Genomic DNA, 17772 nt, shown 5'->3' on the forward strand with positions numbered 1-17772 from the left:
GGAGAAAAAGCATTGGCACAGGAGCAGAAGAACGGACAGGAGCAGGATCTGAATCAGCTCAGAAAAGTACGCCGCGAGAAACTGGCGGAGCTTCAGCAGAACGGGAAAGACCCGTTTGTCATCACGAAATACGAGCAGTCGCACCACAGCCAGGAGATCAAGGACAACTATGACGATCTGGAAGGAGCAAAAGTATCGATTGCAGGGCGCATGATGTCGAAACGTGTAATGGGAAAGGCATCTTTCTGCAATGTACAGGATCTCAAAGGCAATATTCAGTCCTATGTGGCAAGAGACAGCGTGGGCGAGGAGAATTATAAAGAATTTAAAAAACTTGACGTGGGCGATGTGATCGGAATCGAAGGTGAAGTTTTCCGCACAAAGACAGGCGAGATTTCTGTTCATGCATCCCGTGTGACCCTTCTCTCAAAGAGCCTTCAGATTCTTCCGGAGAAGTTCCACGGCCTGACGAATACGGATATGCGCTATCGTCAGAGATATGTGGATCTGATAATGAATCCTGAAGTTAAGGATACATTTATCAAGCGTTCAAAGATCCTGAGCGCGATCCGCAGATACCTTGACGGACAGGGATTTATGGAAGTGGAGACGCCGATGCTTGTGAGCAATGCGGGCGGTGCTGCGGCGAGACCGTTTGAGACGCATTTTAATGCGCTTGACGAGGATTTCAAGCTGCGTATTTCACTTGAACTTTATCTGAAGAGACTGATTGTCGGCGGCCTTGAAAAAGTATACGAGATCGGCCGCGTGTTCAGAAACGAGGGACTTGATACAAGACACAATCCGGAGTTCACTCTGATGGAGCTCTATCAGGCATATACGGATTACAACGGAATGATGGATCTGACAGAGAACCTGTACCGCCATGTGGCGCTGGAAGTTCTCGGTACAACGAAGATTGTATATAACGGAGTCGAGATGGATCTCGGCAAGCCGTTTGAGCGTATTACAATGGTTGACGCGGTAAAGAAATATGCCGGTGTTGACTGGAATGAAGTGGAGACTCTGGAGCAGGCCCGTGAACTTGCGAAGGAGCATCACGTGGAGTTCGAGGAGCGTCATAAGAAGGGAGATATCCTTTCCCTGTTTTTCGAGGAGTTCGCGGAGGAGCATCTGATTCAGCCGACATTTGTGACGGATCACCCGATTGAGATCTCACCGCTTACGAAGAAGAAACCGGAGAATCCGGATTATGTGGAGCGTTTTGAGTTCTTCATGAACGGATGGGAGATGGCGAACGCGTACTCTGAGCTCAACGACCCGATTGACCAGAGAGAGAGATTTAAGGCGCAGGAAGAGCAGCTCGCGCAGGGCGATGAGGAGGCAAACACAACGGATGAGGACTTCTTAAATGCGCTGGAGATCGGTATGCCGCCTACAGGAGGAATCGGATTCGGCATCGACAGAATGTGTATGCTGCTCACAGACAGCGCGGCTATAAGAGATGTGCTCCTGTTCCCGACAATGAAGAGCATCGGCGGAGCCGAAGGTAAAAAGACGGACAAGAAAGAAGAGTCCGAGCCGGCTGTGAAGATCGATCTTTCCAAGGTGAAAGTCGAGCCGCTGTTCGAGGATGCCATTGATTTTGACACCTTCAGCAAGTCCGATTTCCGGGTTGTAAAGGTGGAAGCATGCGAGGCAGTTCCGAAGAGTAAGAAGCTTCTGAAGTTCACACTGAACGACGGAACAGACCGGAAACGCACGATTTTAAGCGGGATTCACGAGTATTACGAGCCGGAAGAGCTGGTCGGAAAGACCTGTGTGGCGATTACAAATCTGCCGCCGAGGAAGATGATGGGCATCGACTCTGAGGGTATGCTGATCAGTGCGGTGTATGAGTACGACGGACACGAAGGACTGAATCTGCTGATGCTGGATGACAGTATCCCGGCGGGTGCGAAGCTGTACTAAGGATAAGAAATGACCTTCAGGTTTGACAGCAAAAATTCATTTTGACAACAATTTGACAACAAAAGCCAAAGCGAATACGAATTATTATGACGTATTGTAAGAAGTTGTCGCTCGTCCATTTCAGGCAAAACAGATTGCTTAGGGCACTTTTTGAAAGATGAACTTTCAAAAAGTGCCCTTTTTTGATGCTGTCAGAAAACATCAGTGGTGGTCAGAATCAAGAATGGAGGATCAAAGCAATGAAAACTGAAGACAGATACTATAATGATCAGAAACGCAGCGAAGTAATGGAGACAGCACGTAGGCTAAGAAGAAAATATCTTAGATATCAGCAGGCAGAGATTGTGTACAGCCTGTCTCATAAAAAACTGATGGAATTGGCAGGTGATGCAGAAGCAATCTACAGGCTGGATCTCTGGATTCAGTTCCTGATACACACAAGATGTTGATTTGTTTTCATTTGTTTTTTTGTCTCATGGTTAAAGCCTCCTGTTTTCTTTGGTGACTTTAACTGTATCATGTAGAGAAAGATTATCCGAGGAAATTTCTTTGAAATCCTTATATATAGCCACTATTTGAAAATTTCCTCGGATAGTTGAATATCTCGGATAATGCGCCCTATCCCAGAACTCGGATAGGGCGCAATTATACACCACCCAAAGGTTAGTGCATTGCGTTCTCCGAAGGCTCCTTGCCGGAGGGCTGTGATTTTTCGCAGTCATGGTCTACTCCAAATCATACAGGGGACGCTACGCTTCCCCTGCGCTGGCTGCCGCCAGCTACCCTTTTGTGGACTTGCCATCTGGGGACACCTTGCGTTGCAAGCTGTTCCCAGCCGACAAGTTTCATAAAATATGCTATCTTTTCGATAGGCAATAAAGTATAATAAAGTCAGCAATAAATCGTAATTTATCAGAAAATGAGGAATAGTTGAAATGGAGGCGCTATAATAACATGAAGATTGAAGGGAACCAGAAAGAACTGGATGCAATGGTAGAATTTCATAAGGGAAACCGTGTCGAGGGGCTGAGACTGCAAGAAGAATTTGCAGCGGAATTTCGTAAGGAGTATAAAGACAAAGATCACTGTCCTTGCCTGAAAGCCTGTCGTTATCACGGAAACTGTAAGGAATGTGTAGCAATCCACAGAGCGCATCAGGAACATGTTCCTAATTGTATGCGACCATTGATTAATAAAAAATTGAAATTGATGTCAGAATTAACAGAGCATACCTTGGCAAATGAAATAGAAGCTCCACATGAGATTTTAAGAAAATAGGCAAGTCAAATTTCAGTTTGTTAGCTTTACATCGGGTCAACTTGTCCCGAACTTTTACAACTAAATACCCGCCGCTCACACAGCGGCACACCGAGCAGGAAATCTGAAAAAGGTATCCTGCTTTTTTTCTGCCCAAAATGAGGTGGTAAAACGCCACCCCATCCACCAATTAGCGAAAGGAGGGACACGAAATGCCCTGTCCACACAACGAAATCACGATTGTTCAGCGCAGGAATTGTTTGTGCAACTGATCCACTATCATCTGATGGAGGACGACAGCCATGTAGATGAGATAAAGGTAGGATTGGAGAAGAAATTAGATGCAATGGTGTTGCATGAATTATATGGGAAGTCTAAGACTGCGCCAACAGCTGACGAGCGGGAGAAAGCCCGGCAGGAATATCTGGAAAGGCGGGGAATACCCGACAGTTTCCGTTGGTAGAGATTCTTTTGATGATATAAGACAGGAGCATGGCACGCGCCTGTCTATTACAGACAAGAGCCATGCTCAATGAGGTTTTCGGGAATGTGGAGTTGAGCGAGGCAGAAATGCAGACGCTAATCTGGCTTGTAAAACGGGCGGAAAATACTGTGGCGAATGTAGTCTCTGCGATCCGAAAGACGATGACCTCGGATGCAAGCGGCGGGAACTGCAGCCCCGTCCGTAGGGCGGGAAAGGTCTACGCTCCGCTTCGGTCGGTGCAGAGCAGACGTCCACCGGACGTCTTGCACCCCCGGCAGGGTGCAAAGGCAGCTTTTGATGGACGGAACGGCTGTCAAAAGTGCTTTTGCGTTACTTTCGACGAAAGTAACAAAGCTTATGCGCCGTATCCGGCGCTGATTACTACCCGACAAGGGAGAAAGGAGAGTTATTGAAGAGGACAATCAGCTTTATGACAGGGAAAAGGAGGAAAAAATCAAAGAACTGAAGGAAGAGTATCAGAAAGCTCTGGAAAAGCAATAAAAATCCCGGTCAGACACAGATCCTGAAGAAGTGTCTGCCGGATCTATTCCGGCAGAGGGCTTTTGGAACCTGACAGAGGTGTCTGTGAGGGCGTGTTATCAGGATACATATGACGGAGGGCGTTCATGATCAGCCGGAAGGTGAGCTGGGCCATATATTGAGGCGTTTCATCGGTATCGGATGTTAGCCAGGTTTTCACCAGACCGATGCAGCCGGAAAGACAGAAAGAATAGGAATATTTCAGGTCTTCAATAGTGTCCGGAAAAGTCCGGCGCAGTACGTTAAGACTGTGGGTGGAAATCAGATTTTCAATGCGATGGATAAACGCGATATCCCCGTTTGGCCCCAGCAAGGCGTTGCAGATATCTTTGTTTTCTGCCAGGATATGAAAAATATCCTCAATAAAAGGAAAGCTGGATTCGTTAAAGGGACTGACCGGATGATTCTGAATGGTCTGGCGGATCTCTTCCAGCAGTTCTTCTTCAATGGTGGAAAGCATATTGAAAATATCCGTATAATGGAGATAGAAAGTAGAACGGTTGATATCCACTTCCTCTACCAGTTCTTTTACAGTAATTTCTTTAATACTTTTTTCCTGCATAAGTTTTGCAAGCCCGGCTCGAAGCTGGGCTTTTGTTTTGCGGATTCTCCGGTCAGTTTTTTCTTTCATAGATTTCTCCTTTCGAAAATATAAAAAAATTATAAACCATAGACACTAAATAGACATTTTGTCTATTAATAGACGCAACGAAGGATTGTTGTCGGTTGTAAGGTATTTATAACCCTAGTATAATGCAGTATGTGTAAATAATCAACATAGTATCTATTAAACTATAACTAGTTGCGCAGACAGAAAGGAGACAGGAGAATGCTGAAACTAGAGTGGAAAAAGCTACTGAGTAATAAACTCATGTTGGTAGTTATTGTTGCGATTATTGCAATTCCTACCATTTATACCACCCTTTTTCTGGGATCCATGTGGGACCCTTATGGCAATATGGACAAATTGCCCGTGGCTGTGGTGAATGAGGATAAACCGGTAGAATATGAGGGAGAAACATTAAACATAGGAAAAGAAATGGTGGAGAATCTGAAAGAGGACAGTTCTCTGAATTTTTCTTTTACAGATAAGGAAAGGGCCCGGCAGGGGCTGAAAGACGGAAGTTATTATATGGTCATTACCATACCGGAGGATTTTTCAGCCAATGCAGCCACCCTTACCCGGGAAAAACCTGAAAAAATGGAACTTTCTTATGAAACAAACCCGGGTACCAATTACATTGCTTCTAAGATGAGCGAGACAGCTATGGAGAAAATCCAGAGTTCTGTCCGGGAAGAAGTTACCCGCACTTATGCAGAAGCGGTTTTTGAACAGATCGGTAAGGCCGGGGACGGAATGGAGGAAGCGGCAGATGGTTCCGGGAAGCTCCAGGAGGGAACCCGGGAACTTGCCTCAGGAAATGAACAGATCGAAGAGAATTTACAGGTTCTGGCAGATAGTACTCTGGTATTCAGAGATGGCAGTCAGACCCTGGAAGAGGGACTAAAGACTTATACAGATGGAGTAACAGCCGCAGACAAGGGAGCACGTGAACTTCAGGATGGGGCCAGTGAACTGAACAAGGGGACGAAAACCCTGGACAGCGGGGCAAAAGATCTTGCCGGCGGAAGTGAAAGCCTGGATGCAGGAGCCCAGTCCCTGGAAGAGGGCATGGGACAGTTAGAAGGAAAGATCCCGGGACTTTCTCAGGGAGTCCGGGCATTATCCCAGGGGTCTTCCCAGCTTGCCGCAGGTGTCAAAACAGCGGGAGAGGGAAGCAAAAGTCTGAAGGCAGGAGCTGAACAGACAGACAGGGGTCTTGCATCTTTACAGGAAGGACTGGATCAGCTGAACAGTGCAGCATCCCAGCTTCCCGGGCAGACACAGAAACTTCAGGAAGGTACAAATGAGGTTTATGAAGGGGCAGCTCAGCTTTCCCAGGGAATGAAGCTTCTGGAAGAACAGGCAGTCCCCGGCATTTCTGCCAGTATTGATCAGGTAAACGGACAGCTGCAGGATGGAGGAAAACAGGTTTTTGACTCTGTGAAAGAGGACGCGGACCAGTTAAAGTCCAGTGCCGATCAGCTCCTTGCGGGGATTCAGGGAACGGAGAGCATGTCCCAGGAAACAGGAAGTGGGGACCAACTGGGCGATACTTTAGAGGGGAATGCCCAGGAAGCCGGAAACCAGGCAGAGGCAGCCCAGGCTGCGGCAGAAAATCTGGGAGGTGTGGAAAGTACAGACGCCTCTTATTTAAGTGATTCCTTGCAGCAGGCAATTGATTCAGGAGATATAGATGCAGTGGCATCCGTTGCCTGGGAGGCAGTGGCAGTTGCACAGCAAAACGCCGATGCAGTCAATGAGGCGGGAAGCCGTCTCCAGGAAGCTTCTCAGGCTCTTGGGAACAGCAGTGCCGCCCTGTCTCAGGATCAGCAGACCATGGCAGAGGCAGCCCGGCAGGCCCGGGATATGACCGGGGCCGGTTTGACCGGGGAAAATTCTACAGACCTGAGCAGTGTGGTAAAGGATCTTCAGGCATTATCAGAAGGTCTGGGACAGTTGTCTGCTCAGACAGAAACAGCCGGAGAACAGTATCTGGCAGGAGTGGACAGCGGCATGGAGCAGCTGAAGAGCGGAATCGGCACACAGGTTGGAGACAGCCTGTCTCAGCTGAGGGAAGGTGCTGACCGTCTTACCCAGGGAAGTGGAGAAGTGAACCGGGGAGTAGAACAGCTGACTGAGGCGGCACCTGCACTTGCCGGCGGAATCCAGAGTGCAAAGGATGGAGCCGGAGTACTGAAGACACAGGGAACGGAAGCACTGGTACAGGGAGCCGGGCAGCTGGATGAGGGATTTGGCCGTCTGGTACAGGGGAGTTCTGATCTGGATAAAGGAGTACAGGAAATGCAGGGACAGCTTCCGGCTCTTTCCCAGGGAGTGGAACAGCTGTCCCAGGGAGCAAAGGATCTGAAACAGGGAACTGGAAGTCTGAAGACAGGAGCCCAGACCCTTTCTCAGGGAGCAGGAACTCTTTCGGCGGGTATGGATACCTTGGTAGCCGGAACCAGCAAGTTGTCCCAGGGAACCGGCCAGCTTACTGCAAACAATCAGGCTCTTCTTGGAGGAGCGGTACAGCTGGAGGACGGAGCCTCCCAGATCAGCAGCGGAGCTTCCCAGCTTCATGATGGAAGTAAAACTCTTGGATCCGGGATTGAACAGCTGGCGGAAGGAACTAGGACTTTAAAAGACAGTCTGGCAGAGGGGGCAAAACAGATCCGGGATACGAATAAAGGAGAAGATACGGCGGATATGTTTGCAGCTCCTGTGGAAACAAAAGAAACACAGATCACCAGGGTAGAAAATAACGGCCATGCCATGGCCCCCTATATGATGTCTGTGGCACTTTGGGTAGGCTGTATTGCCTTTAGTCTTATGTATCCGCTGACAAAGTACAGCGGAAAGCTGAAATCCGGTCTGGCCTGGTGGGGAAGCAAGGCATCGGTACTGTATCTGATTGCCCTGCTCCAGGCAGCGGTGATGATCTTTATGCTTCATCTGTGTGACGGTTTTGAGCCGGTGGAAATGGGGAAAACCCTGGCGGTAGCCTGTCTGGCTTCGGTGGCCTTTATGTCTGTGATGTATTTCTTTACCAATATTTTTGGCAAAGTGGGAAGTTTCCTGATGCTGGTATTTATGGTGATCCAGCTGGCAGGTTCTGTGGGAACCTACCCCCTGGAACTGTCCGGAAGCTTTGTCCCTTACCTTCATGACTGGGTACCGTTCACTTATACGGTGGAAGCCTTCCGAAGTACCATATCAGGAGGAGAAAGTATTCAGGAAGCCGTAATATTCCTGACCGTTTTGTGGATCGTCTTTACCCTGCTGACCATTCTGGAGTTCCAGATCCGGACCCTTAAGATGAAAAGAGGAAAAAGGACTCTGGATAACTGGTTAGAGGAAAAGGGACTGGCATAAGAGAAAAAAGAAGGGAAAGGACTTTGTACTGCCTTTGAAAAGACAGTGCAGGGTCCTTTTTTTCGGCCATCCATACACTATAATTTATATGAGGTATGATATGGACAGACAGCGGGAACGGAAGCCTCCGGGATTTTTCTGCAGACACCCTCCCCGGACAGTAAAAGGATAAGAAGGTATCATTGGAATTGTATGAATAGATAGGAGAAAAATGGAGGAGCCTATGGAATATAATAAGGAACAACAGGAAGTCCTGATCCAGGACTTTATTGATATGCTTTTTGTGCAGAGAAACTTGTCATCCAATACCCTGTATTCCTATAAAAATGACCTGCAGAATTTTTCTAGGTGGCTGGAAAGACGGCATTACGGAGATATCAATGACCGGAGCATCTATGAATATTTTTTTATATGCAGAATGAGATAGAATTAGTACCCCGTTCTATCCGCAGAAAATATGTTTCCATTCAGCAGTATTGTGATTATCTCAGAATGGTTTTGAACTTAAATGAGATTTTCTTCCGGTTCACGGCCAGAAAATTTCAGTTGCCAAGGACATTGCCCAGGACCTTATCCAGGGAAGAGATTAAAGAGCTGATCCTGGCGGCTACTTTCCAGTATCAGCAGGCCCGGTCAGAATATAAAGAAAGACTGGCTGTCCGGAATATATGTATAATCGAGCTGCTTTTCTGTCTGGGGCTTCGGGTGGGAGAACTTTCCGCTCTGGATATGGCAGATTACCGGCCGGAAGAGAATACAGTGCTGATTCATGGAAAAGGGAGAAAGGAGAGTTATTGAAGAGGACAATCAGCTTTATAACAGGGCAAGGCTCTGTCAACCACAACAGTAGAAAATTCCATGCAAAGAATACGGATCCGAAACGGAGTCACTGGAATGTGGAATACTGCAATCAGGATATTCAAGAAATATACCATGAATTATTTGATGAGGCACTTGAAAGGTATAATGTAAAGCAGGAAAAACCATTTCATGAGATAATCCGTCAGATTGGAAATAAAAATGATATGGGAGCGGAAACCTCCATATGGATGAGGCAACACCGCACCTGCATATAGATTTTGTACTATATACAACTGGAAGTAAGCGTGGATTGGATACAAGGGTGTCTTTGAAACAGGCATTGTCGGCACTCGGTTTTAAAGGCGGTACAAGAATGGAGACAGAGTTAAATCAGTGGGTGGCGGCTGAAAAGCAGCAGCTTGCCTCAATTATGCTGGAGCATGGGATCGAATGGGAGCAGAAAGGCACACATGAAAAGCACTTGTCTCTGTTGGATTTTGAAAAACAAGAGCGGGCGAAGGAAGTGGCTACGCTTGAAAAACAGAAAGCGGATTTGGAGGAGCATAATGCCACTATGCAGGAGGTCAATGAAGAATGGCTTGATCAGTTGCAAAATATTGAACGAGAAATATCCTCTGCACATGAAAATTGGGAAGAGGCTGATAAACAGGCAGATCAATATGAGAAAAAGCTGACAGAGATTGCGCCTATGGTAAAAGATATGGAACGATTTGCAGAAAAATATTCTTCTGATCCAAATGAGGTATTGCCGGAGGCGGGAACTCTAGAAACAGGAAAATCCTACCGGGAGAAAAAAGCAAAGCCGTTGATCAAGAAGATTGTAACGGTATTGCGGTCAGTCTACCGGGCTTATCTCGATCTTTCCAGAAGATTTAGTGATATGCAGAGGTCATATGAGAGAGCATGGATCAAGGTTAATTCTCTTACGGCTCGTGTAGAGGAACTTTGGAATGAAAATAGGATGTTGAGAGAAAATCTCGGGGATTTTGAACGTGTAAAGGGAGCTTTGGGGCATGATACTATTGAGACAATAGTTCAAGTGGAGAGATTGAGAGAACAGGAGATTAAGGGTAAGATGCTTCTGGTTACCAGGAATATATTTACTCATCATGTTCCTCCTTCTTGGCGACACTCATTGAGAAACTGCAGCTGATCGAGGATAAATATTATTACTCCTTTAATCTTCAGGAGTATCTGAATGACATTGAGGAGGAATCCTATGATGCATAATCAGGCGGCACTCTACCGTGTAAATAACATGACCGCGGGGAAAGAACTTTGGCATAAGTCATATGAGGAAGTTCAGGCCCAGAAACTGCAGGTTCGGATCGAACTGTACCGGATGATCCATATGGAAAAAATTGGGCAAAATGAAACGGTCAGTGATATATGGAAAAAAGTGGAAGGGATTAGGGAAGTCAGTGACGTCCTGGTTGTCAATCAGAATGGGGAACTGTCCTGTTTCTATGTGAATGAAGAATATCCCCGGAGAATCACGGGCTATATCCGGCTGCAGCCCTCCGGGGCGCTGATCTCACTGGATACCAGGGATTATCAGATCGACGGTTATGGCGGGAACTGGATGGCGGCGGACGATACTATTATAGACGGCAGACAGTTTTTCCTGATGGAACATCAGGAATATCACCGGCAGACAGCTATGGTGGTGCTGGACAGCTACGGAAGGAAGATTGCGGACTTTTGACTTCATCGTTTCCCACAGCTTGTCGTAATTAATCATCCCGGCATATCGCTTTCTATTAAAATTTGTGTTGTTATGTAATTATTATTAGCGTAAAATTGGCTCAATAATAGTATTTGTATACGAACACTATCCGGGAGTGGAGACTGTGAAAAAACGCATCATTGTAATAACTGTAATCCTCTGTATGGTTGCCGGATTTTTATATCTGCAGTATGGCCGAGACGTGAAAGTAATCTCAACAATGAATACTGCTTCAGGGAACTTCTATTTCAATGAGACCAGTAATCGACATTTTACAATTTACTATGATGTAAATGAAGGAAACAGATTTGATTATAATATTAAGGACAATCCTGAAATATTTGAATCTATGTTGATAAGGAATGACCTTATTATGTTGAAATGTTATTATTTAGATGGAGTAGAAAATGGATTTTTTTACTAGTATTATCAATCCGATTAGGCGCCTTGACGAGATTCTCGTGCATTTTGAAATAGATTAATAAGATCAAATTTATTTAATTTGTCGGGTTTTTTTCTGTATTTATCCATAGTTTTGTTTCTGAATTTTAATTTATAATTTATATTATTTAGACTAAATTATGAAAATCAGGAGGAGCAAAATGAATAATATAATGCCGATAAAAGAACGTCTTGCGCAGAAATCTGCAATTAGTGGAAAAGCTGGAGCTGCGATCATGTCCGATATGCTGAATGACGAGAAGATCATGAATCTTGTAACAACGCACTATAACAGCATTACATGTGAAAATGAAATGAAACCTGAAATAATCCTAGGAGATAAGCCTGCGTTCAGAGTTGATTCTGAAGAAAGAATATGTAATGATGATCCAGTTTTAATTCTTGATTTCAGCAGAGCGGATAAAATTATGGATTATATAAAAATTTATAATGAGAAAAATACGGATGATCCGATACGGGTAAGAGGTCATGTACTTGTATGGCATTCTCAGACTCCGGACTGGTTTTTTCGGGAGAAATATGATATCCGGAGACCATATGTGTGCAGAGATAGGATGATGAAGCGCCTTGAAAATTATATCCGGGAAGTGATCGAACATTATGACGGAGCCGGAAGTCCATACCGGGGCATTATATACGCATGGGATGTAGTAAATGAACAGATTGAGCCAGACGACTTTGATCCGGATTGGAATCCGGGTGCTGTGCGTTATACATGCAACGGAAAAAATACTGGATGGTATAATGTTTTCCAGGGGGATATCAGCTATATTACTCAGGCGTTTGTCTTTGCGAATCGCTATGCCCCGCGGGATGTCAAGCTTTTTTACAATGATTACAATGACGCAGATCCGGTAAAAAGAGATAAAATTTGTATTTTACTCAGACAGATCAGAGAGACAGAAGGTGCACGGATCGATGGAATGGGAATGCAGGCTCACTATCATATGGACTTTCCGTCTGTGGAACAGCTGGCGGAAGCTGTGCGTGCGTACTCATCCATCGTAGAGGAAATTCAGTTCACGGAATTTGATCTGCAGTCAAGCAGAGGTTACGATGGATCGGACCGGGAGTTAGAATTGAATAGAGAAGGGGAACGGTACAGAGAACTGTTTCAAACAATTTATGGTCTTGATAAAGAAGACGGGATTAATATCACAGGAGTTACATTCTGGGGAACTCATGACGGAGCTTCGTGGCTCCAGGATGTTTCTTTTGTGGGCGGTGGAGCCGATGGAAGCAGACCGCAGATGCCGCTTCCGTTTGATGACGACTACAATGTTAAACCTTCTTATTGGGGGATTATTGACGCATAAAAACAAAAAGACAGACCGACTTCAGGTCCTGTCATTTATAAAGGAGCGGGAAAGAAATGCGGTCGATACTGGAAAAATTCATGAGACAGATCGATAATTTTTCAATCCGGAAAAAGATGATCTTTATATACATATTCTGTATGCTTCTGCCAATCACACTGACAGACGGGGTGATCATATATACGGTTCTGCATACAGAAGCACAGCTGCTCAGATCCGAGATGGAAGATATCGCGGATGCAGTCAGCTATCAGATTTTTTACGATGTGGACACTGTTTCAAAAGTGACAAAAAGCATTTATACAAGCCAGTATATCAATGATTTTCTTGAGACAAAGTATGAAGCTCCATTTGATTACGTTGTCCATTATCAACAGTTCTTCAAAGATACACTCCTCCAGAGTGCGGATATGACAGGCAGTTCAGTAATAACACTGTATACAGATAATGAAACAATTGTGAGTGGTGGTACAGTTAGAAGTCTGGATTTGATCAAAGGAAGTGAATGGTATCAGGATCTGAGTGAAAAAAATACGGAACAGATGCTCTATTTTGCGTATGAGCCGGATATACCCGGGGCAGTTATGGATCCGGAAAGGCATGTCTATTTTCTGAGTAAGATGAACTATTATGGAGGTGGTCAATCGGAAAAGATGCTTAAGCTTGAAATGGATTATAGTACTATAAACAGAGACCTTCAAAATCTGAATTATGATATGCCTGTATATATATGCCATGAAGGGAAAATCATATTTTCAAATCGCGGCGGTGAAAACATCGGAGATCCGTTTGCGAACTTTTCATTTTCCGGCGACGTGGAATATTCGAAGATAAGTAATATTTACGGCGCAGAGCTGGAGGTCTGTGTATTGCGGCCGGAAACAAATCTTACAGGCAAACTGGCGGAGAGACTTCCTATACTGGTTCTTCTTTTTTTGATTAATATCCTTTTCCCACTGCTCATGGTACTCCTTTTAAACCGTTCGTTGACTGCCCGGATCAGTAAATTGAGCAGTATTTTCAGAAATACGGAGGATGAAAATCTGATTGAGATCGAAGATGTTGCTGCAAAAGACGAAATCGGTGACCTGATGAGAAACTACAACCGGATGGCTTCCCGTATCAAAACTTTGGTGAAGATTGTTTACAAAAACAAGATACACGAACAGGAGATGACAGTAGCAAGGCAGAAGGCAGAACTCCTTGCGCTGAGAAGTCAGATTAATCCTCATTTTCTGTTTAATGTACTTGAGAGTATACGGATGCACAGCGTGATAAAAAAGGAAAAAACTACTGCAGAAATGGTAGAAAAGCTTGCTGTTATGCAAAGACAATATGTGGACTGGGGTGAAGATATCATTGAGGTCGGACAGGAGATGGATATAGTCAGAAATTATATGGATCTTCAGCAGTACCGATTTGGAACAAGGCTGTCATATGAGCTGGATGTGGAAGACGAATGCCAGCATCAGAAAATTCCGAAACTGACGATTGTGACATTTGCTGAAAATGCATGTGTGCATGGAATAGAGAAAAAAACTGTACCGGGCTGGGTATTTATCCGTGTGTACAGAGAAAATGAGAAAATGTGTATTGAAGTAGAAGATACAGGGGAAGGAATGACGGAAAATGAGATTAACAGTATGCGGCAAAAGATGGAGAATGCAAGTATAGAGCTTCTGGAGAATGAAAAAGGAGTGGGAGTCATTAATGCCTGCCTGAGACTGAAAATGATGTCACATGACAGGGTGCACTTTGAATTAAGCGGGGAAGAAGGAACCGGTGTGACAGTTCTGATACGCCTGCCGTTTATAGAAAGTTAGAAAAGGTGATAAGATGCTGAAAGTACTGTTAGTAGATGATGAACCATTTATACTTCGAGGAATGAAAGAGCTGATAGACTGGGAAGAGGAGGGCTTTAAGATCGTGGGATCAGCTCCGGACGGAGAAGAGGCACTTCACTTTCTGCAGGATCATGACGCAGATCTTGTTCTTGCAGATATCAAAATGCCAGTCATAGACGGTCTGGAACTTCTGCGCGCTTTGCGCGAGTCTGAAAAATTCCAGGATGTTTATTTCATTATTCTGAGCGGATATGCTGATTTTCAGTATGCCCAGGAGGCAATCAAGTATGCATGTACGGATTATATACTGAAGCCGGTGGAAAAAGAAAAACTGATACAGGCTCTTCGTAAAGTTAGAGGAATGAAAGATATAGAGCTTGAGAAAGACAGAGAAACAAAAAAACTGGAAAATGCATATCTTGCCGGAAAACTGATTTCTATCATCCAGGGAAGATTTGATCCGCTGACGTTTGAGTATGTCAGACAGCATATGTATTTGTCAGAACGGGTGAGATATGTTGAAATCCTGGTCGATGGAGATGATTACGAGGACGAATGTGAAGATACTGTAAAGCGGGCAAATCAGAAACAGCTGTATAAAGCCTGTGTGGATTATCTTCAGGATGACAGCGCCCATTGTGTGATGGATGTCTCCATACAGGAAAAAGTTTATGATGTTGGCTTTGTTTTATGCGGATATATGTATGAATCTACAGATATTAAAGATTATCTGGGTGATTTTATGAAGTATCTGAGAGAAATACTAGGACTTCCGGTGATTATGCTCGTGGGAAAAGAAGTAAAAAATCTGGAGGAAATTGCAAAATCATACAGTACAACGAGAATGTTAAGATCTTTCCAGGGATTCAGGGAGAAAAAGGCAATTTATTATTATGAGGAGGAAATGCAGATTCATACAAGCGGGATTATGCTTTGTAAGAAAAGTCTTGATATTCTTTTGAATGCCATTGAACAGAACAATCATACGGAGATTATGAAAGCGGTTGACAGCTTTTATGAGGAGATGAAGCAGAGAGGGATTGCTGGCGATGTGATGCGCCTGAATATTAATTATCTCCTTTTTCAGCTCCTGCATCTGGCATCGGAACTAGATGACAGCGTAAACCAGGAAGAGATATTGAGGATGATAAGTGAAGGCACTTTTGAAAAGGGAATCCTACGGGGGAGTAAAGCGCATCTGTGCAGGGTCGCATGCGAATATGGGGATTATCTGGCACAGATGCGGAAAGATTCCTCGAGGGGAATACTTGGGAAAATAGAGAAAGAAATCCGGGAGAGGTATGCGGAGAATCTTACGCTTAAAGAGCTTGGTGAGAAATATTACCTGAACGGAGCATATCTGGGGCAGCTTTTCAGAAAAAAATTCGGACAGTCATTTAAGGATTATCTAAATAACTACAGGATTGAACAGGCGTGCCAGCTGCTTCTGCGGACAGACAAGAAAATATATCAGATAGCCGAGATGGTGGGGTACCATGATCTGGACTATTTTGTGAACCGATTTATTTCGGCAAAAGGCTGTACGCCGGCTAAATTCCGTAAACAGGCGAAGACCCGGGCTGAGAGAAAAGAATAAAAGATCTATGAGAGTGAAATTCTATAATTTATCCTGTTTTTTGGTATACTTTATCCGATTTTTTTTGATTGGCGTTCCGCTAAAATAAAGTTATCAAATACAAGGGAGGAAAAATATGAAAGCAAGAAGAGTAACGGGAATGCTGCTGGTATCTGCACTTGCGGTTTCACTTTTTACCGGATGCAGTGGAGGTGAAAGCAGCAAGAATGAGGACGGGGTCAAAGAATTTACAGCTTTCTTTGCAGTTCCCGGAGCAGAGATCAATGACGATAATGATATTCAGCAGATCATCGCAGAAAAGACAGGCGCAAAAGTGGATGAGACATGGCTTACCGGTCAGACGGCTTCTGAGGCAGTAGGTACCCTGATCGCCGGGGGCGAGTATCCGGATTTTATTGACGGCGGAGACGCCATGGGGCAGCTCTATGAGGCAGGTGCACTTGTGCCACTGGATGATTATCTGGATGATTACCCCAATATTAAAGCTTACTATTCCGATGAAGAATGGAACAAGTTGAGACAGGATGACGGACATATTTACTGGATCCAGCAGTTTCAGAATATCAAAGGAGAAGAGAAGGCTACAACCCACAATGACGAGGCGTTCTGGATCCAGACGAGAGTACTGGAGTGGGCCGGATATCCGGAAGTGAATACACTGGACGAGTACTTCGATCTTCTGGAGAGTTATATCGAAGCCAATCCGACAATGGAGGATGGAACAGACAATATTGCCTACACAATCCTGTGTGAGGACTGGAGATACTACTGCCTGGAGAATCCGCCGCAGTTCCTTGCCGGCTATCCGAACGACGGATCTGTGATTGTTGACCCGGATGAACTGAAGATCATCGACTATAATACGACAGATACTGCGAAGAGGTATTTCCAGAAACTGAATGATGAGTACCAGAAAGGCTATGTAGATCCCGAATCATTTACACAGACATATGATGAGTATATTGCAAAGCTTTCCACTGGGCGTGTGCTGGGAATGGTGGACCAGTGGTGGAACTTTGCGTACAGTGTAAATGATTCCCTGAAACAGCAGGGACTTGACGAGAAGGGATGCAGTTATGTGCCGCTTCCGATCACCATTGATGAGGGAATCAAAAATCAGTGGCACACTTCCGGCGGAGCTTTGAATGTAGGATCCGGCCTTGCAATTACAACGAGCTGTGAGGATGTAGAAGGTGCACTCCAATTTATAGATGACCTGCTCGAACAGGATATCCATAACCTCCGCTTCTGGGGTGAAGAGGGAGTAGACTATGAAGTGGATGAAAACGGTATGTTCTATCGGACAGAAGAGCAGAGAACTCAGGCTGCAGATACGGCATACAAAGCATCACACCTCTGTTCCTATTCTTATTTTCCGTCATATAAAGGAACCAGCGATGATGGAATCAATGCAAACTGGCCGGATGAGCAGCCAGGAGAATTCTTTGACAGTCTGAATTCCGCTGTGCAGAAATGCTTTAAGGCTTATGGTGTTGAGACATATGTGGAAATGCTCGGAACAAACGAGGCTCCCGGCCCATGGTATCCTATGTATTCTTTCTCTAATTCCATGACTACAAGCACACCGGGGGGTGTGGCATGGACAAAAATGGGCGAGATAAAGCATGAATATCTTCCGAGAGTTGTCATGGCAGATGATTTCGAAGGAGAATGGAATACATACATGGATGCATATGAAGGATGTGATCCGAAGGCATTCCTTGATGAGATGCAGGCTGAACTGGACCGTAGAATGGAAGAGTCAGCCAAATTTGAATAAGATAGGGAAGGATGAAACAGGCAGATATGCTGCGGG

At 44.9% G+C, this 17772-nt stretch carries 16 protein-coding genes; 15 read left to right on the forward strand and 1 reads right to left on the reverse strand.

Annotation, left to right across the window (positions count from 1 at the left end):
* Positions 1–12 precede the first annotated feature (12 nt).
* The 5 genes from lysS to LKD70_RS05815 all read left to right on the forward strand — a co-directional run bounded on the left by lysS (position 13) and on the right by LKD70_RS05815 (position 4086).
* Positions 13–1932, forward strand: a complete 1920-nt coding sequence (gene lysS / locus LKD70_RS05795) for a lysine--tRNA ligase (RefSeq protein ID WP_227707090.1) — start codon at positions 13–15, stop codon at positions 1930–1932.
* Positions 1933–2171: 239 nt separating this feature from the next.
* Complete coding sequence (locus LKD70_RS05800; protein WP_227707091.1) at positions 2172–2381, forward strand: DUF6462 family protein; 210 nt, start codon at positions 2172–2174, stop codon at positions 2379–2381.
* Positions 2382–2886: 505 nt separating this feature from the next.
* Complete coding sequence (locus LKD70_RS05805) at positions 2887–3210, forward strand: hypothetical protein (RefSeq protein WP_004613237.1); 324 nt, start codon at positions 2887–2889, stop codon at positions 3208–3210.
* Positions 3211–3451: 241 nt separating this feature from the next.
* On the forward strand, positions 3452–3652 hold the full coding sequence (locus LKD70_RS05810) for a complexin-2 (RefSeq protein ID WP_456115010.1): 201 nt from the start codon (positions 3452–3454) through the stop codon (positions 3650–3652).
* 29 nt (positions 3653–3681) lie between these two features.
* Positions 3682–4086 (forward strand): hypothetical protein, encoded by a 405-nt coding sequence (locus tag LKD70_RS05815; RefSeq protein ID WP_227707092.1) that lies wholly within the window; start codon positions 3682–3684, stop codon positions 4084–4086.
* Between the two features lie 131 nt (positions 4087–4217).
* Here LKD70_RS05815 and LKD70_RS05820 read toward each other — a convergent pair whose 3' ends face one another.
* The gene (locus LKD70_RS05820) at positions 4218–4844 is read right to left on the reverse strand and encodes a TetR-like C-terminal domain-containing protein (RefSeq protein ID WP_087156614.1); all 627 of its coding nucleotides are present in this window, start codon (positions 4842–4844) and stop codon (positions 4218–4220) included.
* A gap of 198 nt (positions 4845–5042) precedes the next feature.
* Here LKD70_RS05820 and LKD70_RS05825 point away from each other — a divergent pair, with 198 nt between their 5' ends.
* From LKD70_RS05825 to LKD70_RS05865, 10 genes are all read left to right on the forward strand, one after another.
* The gene (locus LKD70_RS05825) at positions 5043–8189 is read left to right on the forward strand and encodes a YhgE/Pip domain-containing protein (RefSeq protein ID WP_227707093.1); all 3147 of its coding nucleotides are present in this window, start codon (positions 5043–5045) and stop codon (positions 8187–8189) included.
* A 223-nt stretch (positions 8190–8412) separates the two neighbouring features.
* The gene (locus LKD70_RS05830; RefSeq protein WP_227707094.1) at positions 8413–8616 is read left to right on the forward strand and encodes a site-specific integrase; all 204 of its coding nucleotides are present in this window, start codon (positions 8413–8415) and stop codon (positions 8614–8616) included.
* A gap of 131 nt (positions 8617–8747) precedes the next feature.
* Positions 8748–8987, forward strand: a complete 240-nt coding sequence (locus tag LKD70_RS05835) for a tyrosine-type recombinase/integrase (protein WP_227707095.1) — start codon at positions 8748–8750, stop codon at positions 8985–8987.
* The gene (locus LKD70_RS18720) at positions 8984–9265 is read left to right on the forward strand and encodes a hypothetical protein (protein WP_407690910.1); all 282 of its coding nucleotides are present in this window, start codon (positions 8984–8986) and stop codon (positions 9263–9265) included. The genes LKD70_RS05835 and LKD70_RS18720 overlap by 4 nt, the downstream gene beginning before the upstream one ends.
* Complete coding sequence (locus LKD70_RS05840) at positions 9235–10164, forward strand: hypothetical protein (protein WP_407690911.1); 930 nt, start codon at positions 9235–9237, stop codon at positions 10162–10164. The genes LKD70_RS18720 and LKD70_RS05840 overlap by 31 nt, the downstream gene beginning before the upstream one ends.
* A gap of 66 nt (positions 10165–10230) precedes the next feature.
* A complete protein-coding gene (locus tag LKD70_RS05845; protein ID WP_227707096.1) occupies positions 10231–10716 on the forward strand; it encodes a YodL domain-containing protein in 486 nt (161 codons plus the stop codon).
* A 623-nt stretch (positions 10717–11339) separates the two neighbouring features.
* A complete protein-coding gene (locus LKD70_RS05850; RefSeq protein WP_227707097.1) occupies positions 11340–12515 on the forward strand; it encodes an endo-1,4-beta-xylanase in 1176 nt (391 codons plus the stop codon).
* Positions 12516–12571: 56 nt separating this feature from the next.
* The gene (locus tag LKD70_RS05855) at positions 12572–14338 is read left to right on the forward strand and encodes a sensor histidine kinase (protein ID WP_227707098.1); all 1767 of its coding nucleotides are present in this window, start codon (positions 12572–12574) and stop codon (positions 14336–14338) included.
* 13 nt (positions 14339–14351) lie between these two features.
* Positions 14352–15956 (forward strand): response regulator transcription factor, encoded by a 1605-nt coding sequence (locus LKD70_RS05860; protein WP_227707099.1) that lies wholly within the window; start codon positions 14352–14354, stop codon positions 15954–15956.
* A gap of 115 nt (positions 15957–16071) precedes the next feature.
* Entirely contained in the window at positions 16072–17736 is a 1665-nt protein-coding gene (locus LKD70_RS05865) for a type 2 periplasmic-binding domain-containing protein (RefSeq protein WP_227707100.1), read from the forward strand.
* The last annotated feature ends 36 nt before the right edge of the window (positions 17737–17772 follow it).

Origin of the sequence: Ruminococcus turbiniformis, from assembly GCF_020687545.1 — a bacterium.
In the GTDB taxonomy this organism is placed as follows: Bacteria; Bacillota; Clostridia; order Lachnospirales; family Lachnospiraceae; genus Mediterraneibacter; species Mediterraneibacter turbiniformis.

Bases quoted from the DNA above. Each gene is read 5' to 3' on its own strand.
- LKD70_RS05860 (WP_227707099.1), top strand. From the start codon at position 14,352: ATGCTGAAAGTACTGTTAGTAGATGATGAACCATTTATACTTCGAGGA.
- LKD70_RS05850 (WP_227707097.1), top strand. From the start codon at position 11,340: ATGAATAATATAATGCCGATAAAAGAACGTCTTGCGCAGAAATCTGCA.
- LKD70_RS05815 (WP_227707092.1), top strand. From the start codon at position 3,682: ATGGCACGCGCCTGTCTATTACAGACAAGAGCCATGCTCAATGAGGTT.
- LKD70_RS05800 (WP_227707091.1), top strand. From the start codon at position 2,172: ATGAAAACTGAAGACAGATACTATAATGATCAGAAACGCAGCGAAGTA.
- LKD70_RS05825 (WP_227707093.1), top strand. From the start codon at position 5,043: ATGCTGAAACTAGAGTGGAAAAAGCTACTGAGTAATAAACTCATGTTG.
- LKD70_RS05830 (WP_227707094.1), top strand. From the start codon at position 8,413: ATGGAATATAATAAGGAACAACAGGAAGTCCTGATCCAGGACTTTATT.
- LKD70_RS05855 (WP_227707098.1), top strand. From the start codon at position 12,572: ATGCGGTCGATACTGGAAAAATTCATGAGACAGATCGATAATTTTTCA.
- LKD70_RS05805 (WP_004613237.1), top strand. From the start codon at position 2,887: ATGAAGATTGAAGGGAACCAGAAAGAACTGGATGCAATGGTAGAATTT.
- LKD70_RS05865 (WP_227707100.1), top strand. From the start codon at position 16,072: ATGAAAGCAAGAAGAGTAACGGGAATGCTGCTGGTATCTGCACTTGCG.
- LKD70_RS05840 (WP_407690911.1), top strand. From the start codon at position 9,235: ATGGATGAGGCAACACCGCACCTGCATATAGATTTTGTACTATATACA.
- LKD70_RS05845 (WP_227707096.1), top strand. From the start codon at position 10,231: ATGATGCATAATCAGGCGGCACTCTACCGTGTAAATAACATGACCGCG.
- LKD70_RS05820 (WP_087156614.1), bottom strand. From the start codon at position 4,844: ATGAAAGAAAAAACTGACCGGAGAATCCGCAAAACAAAAGCCCAGCTT.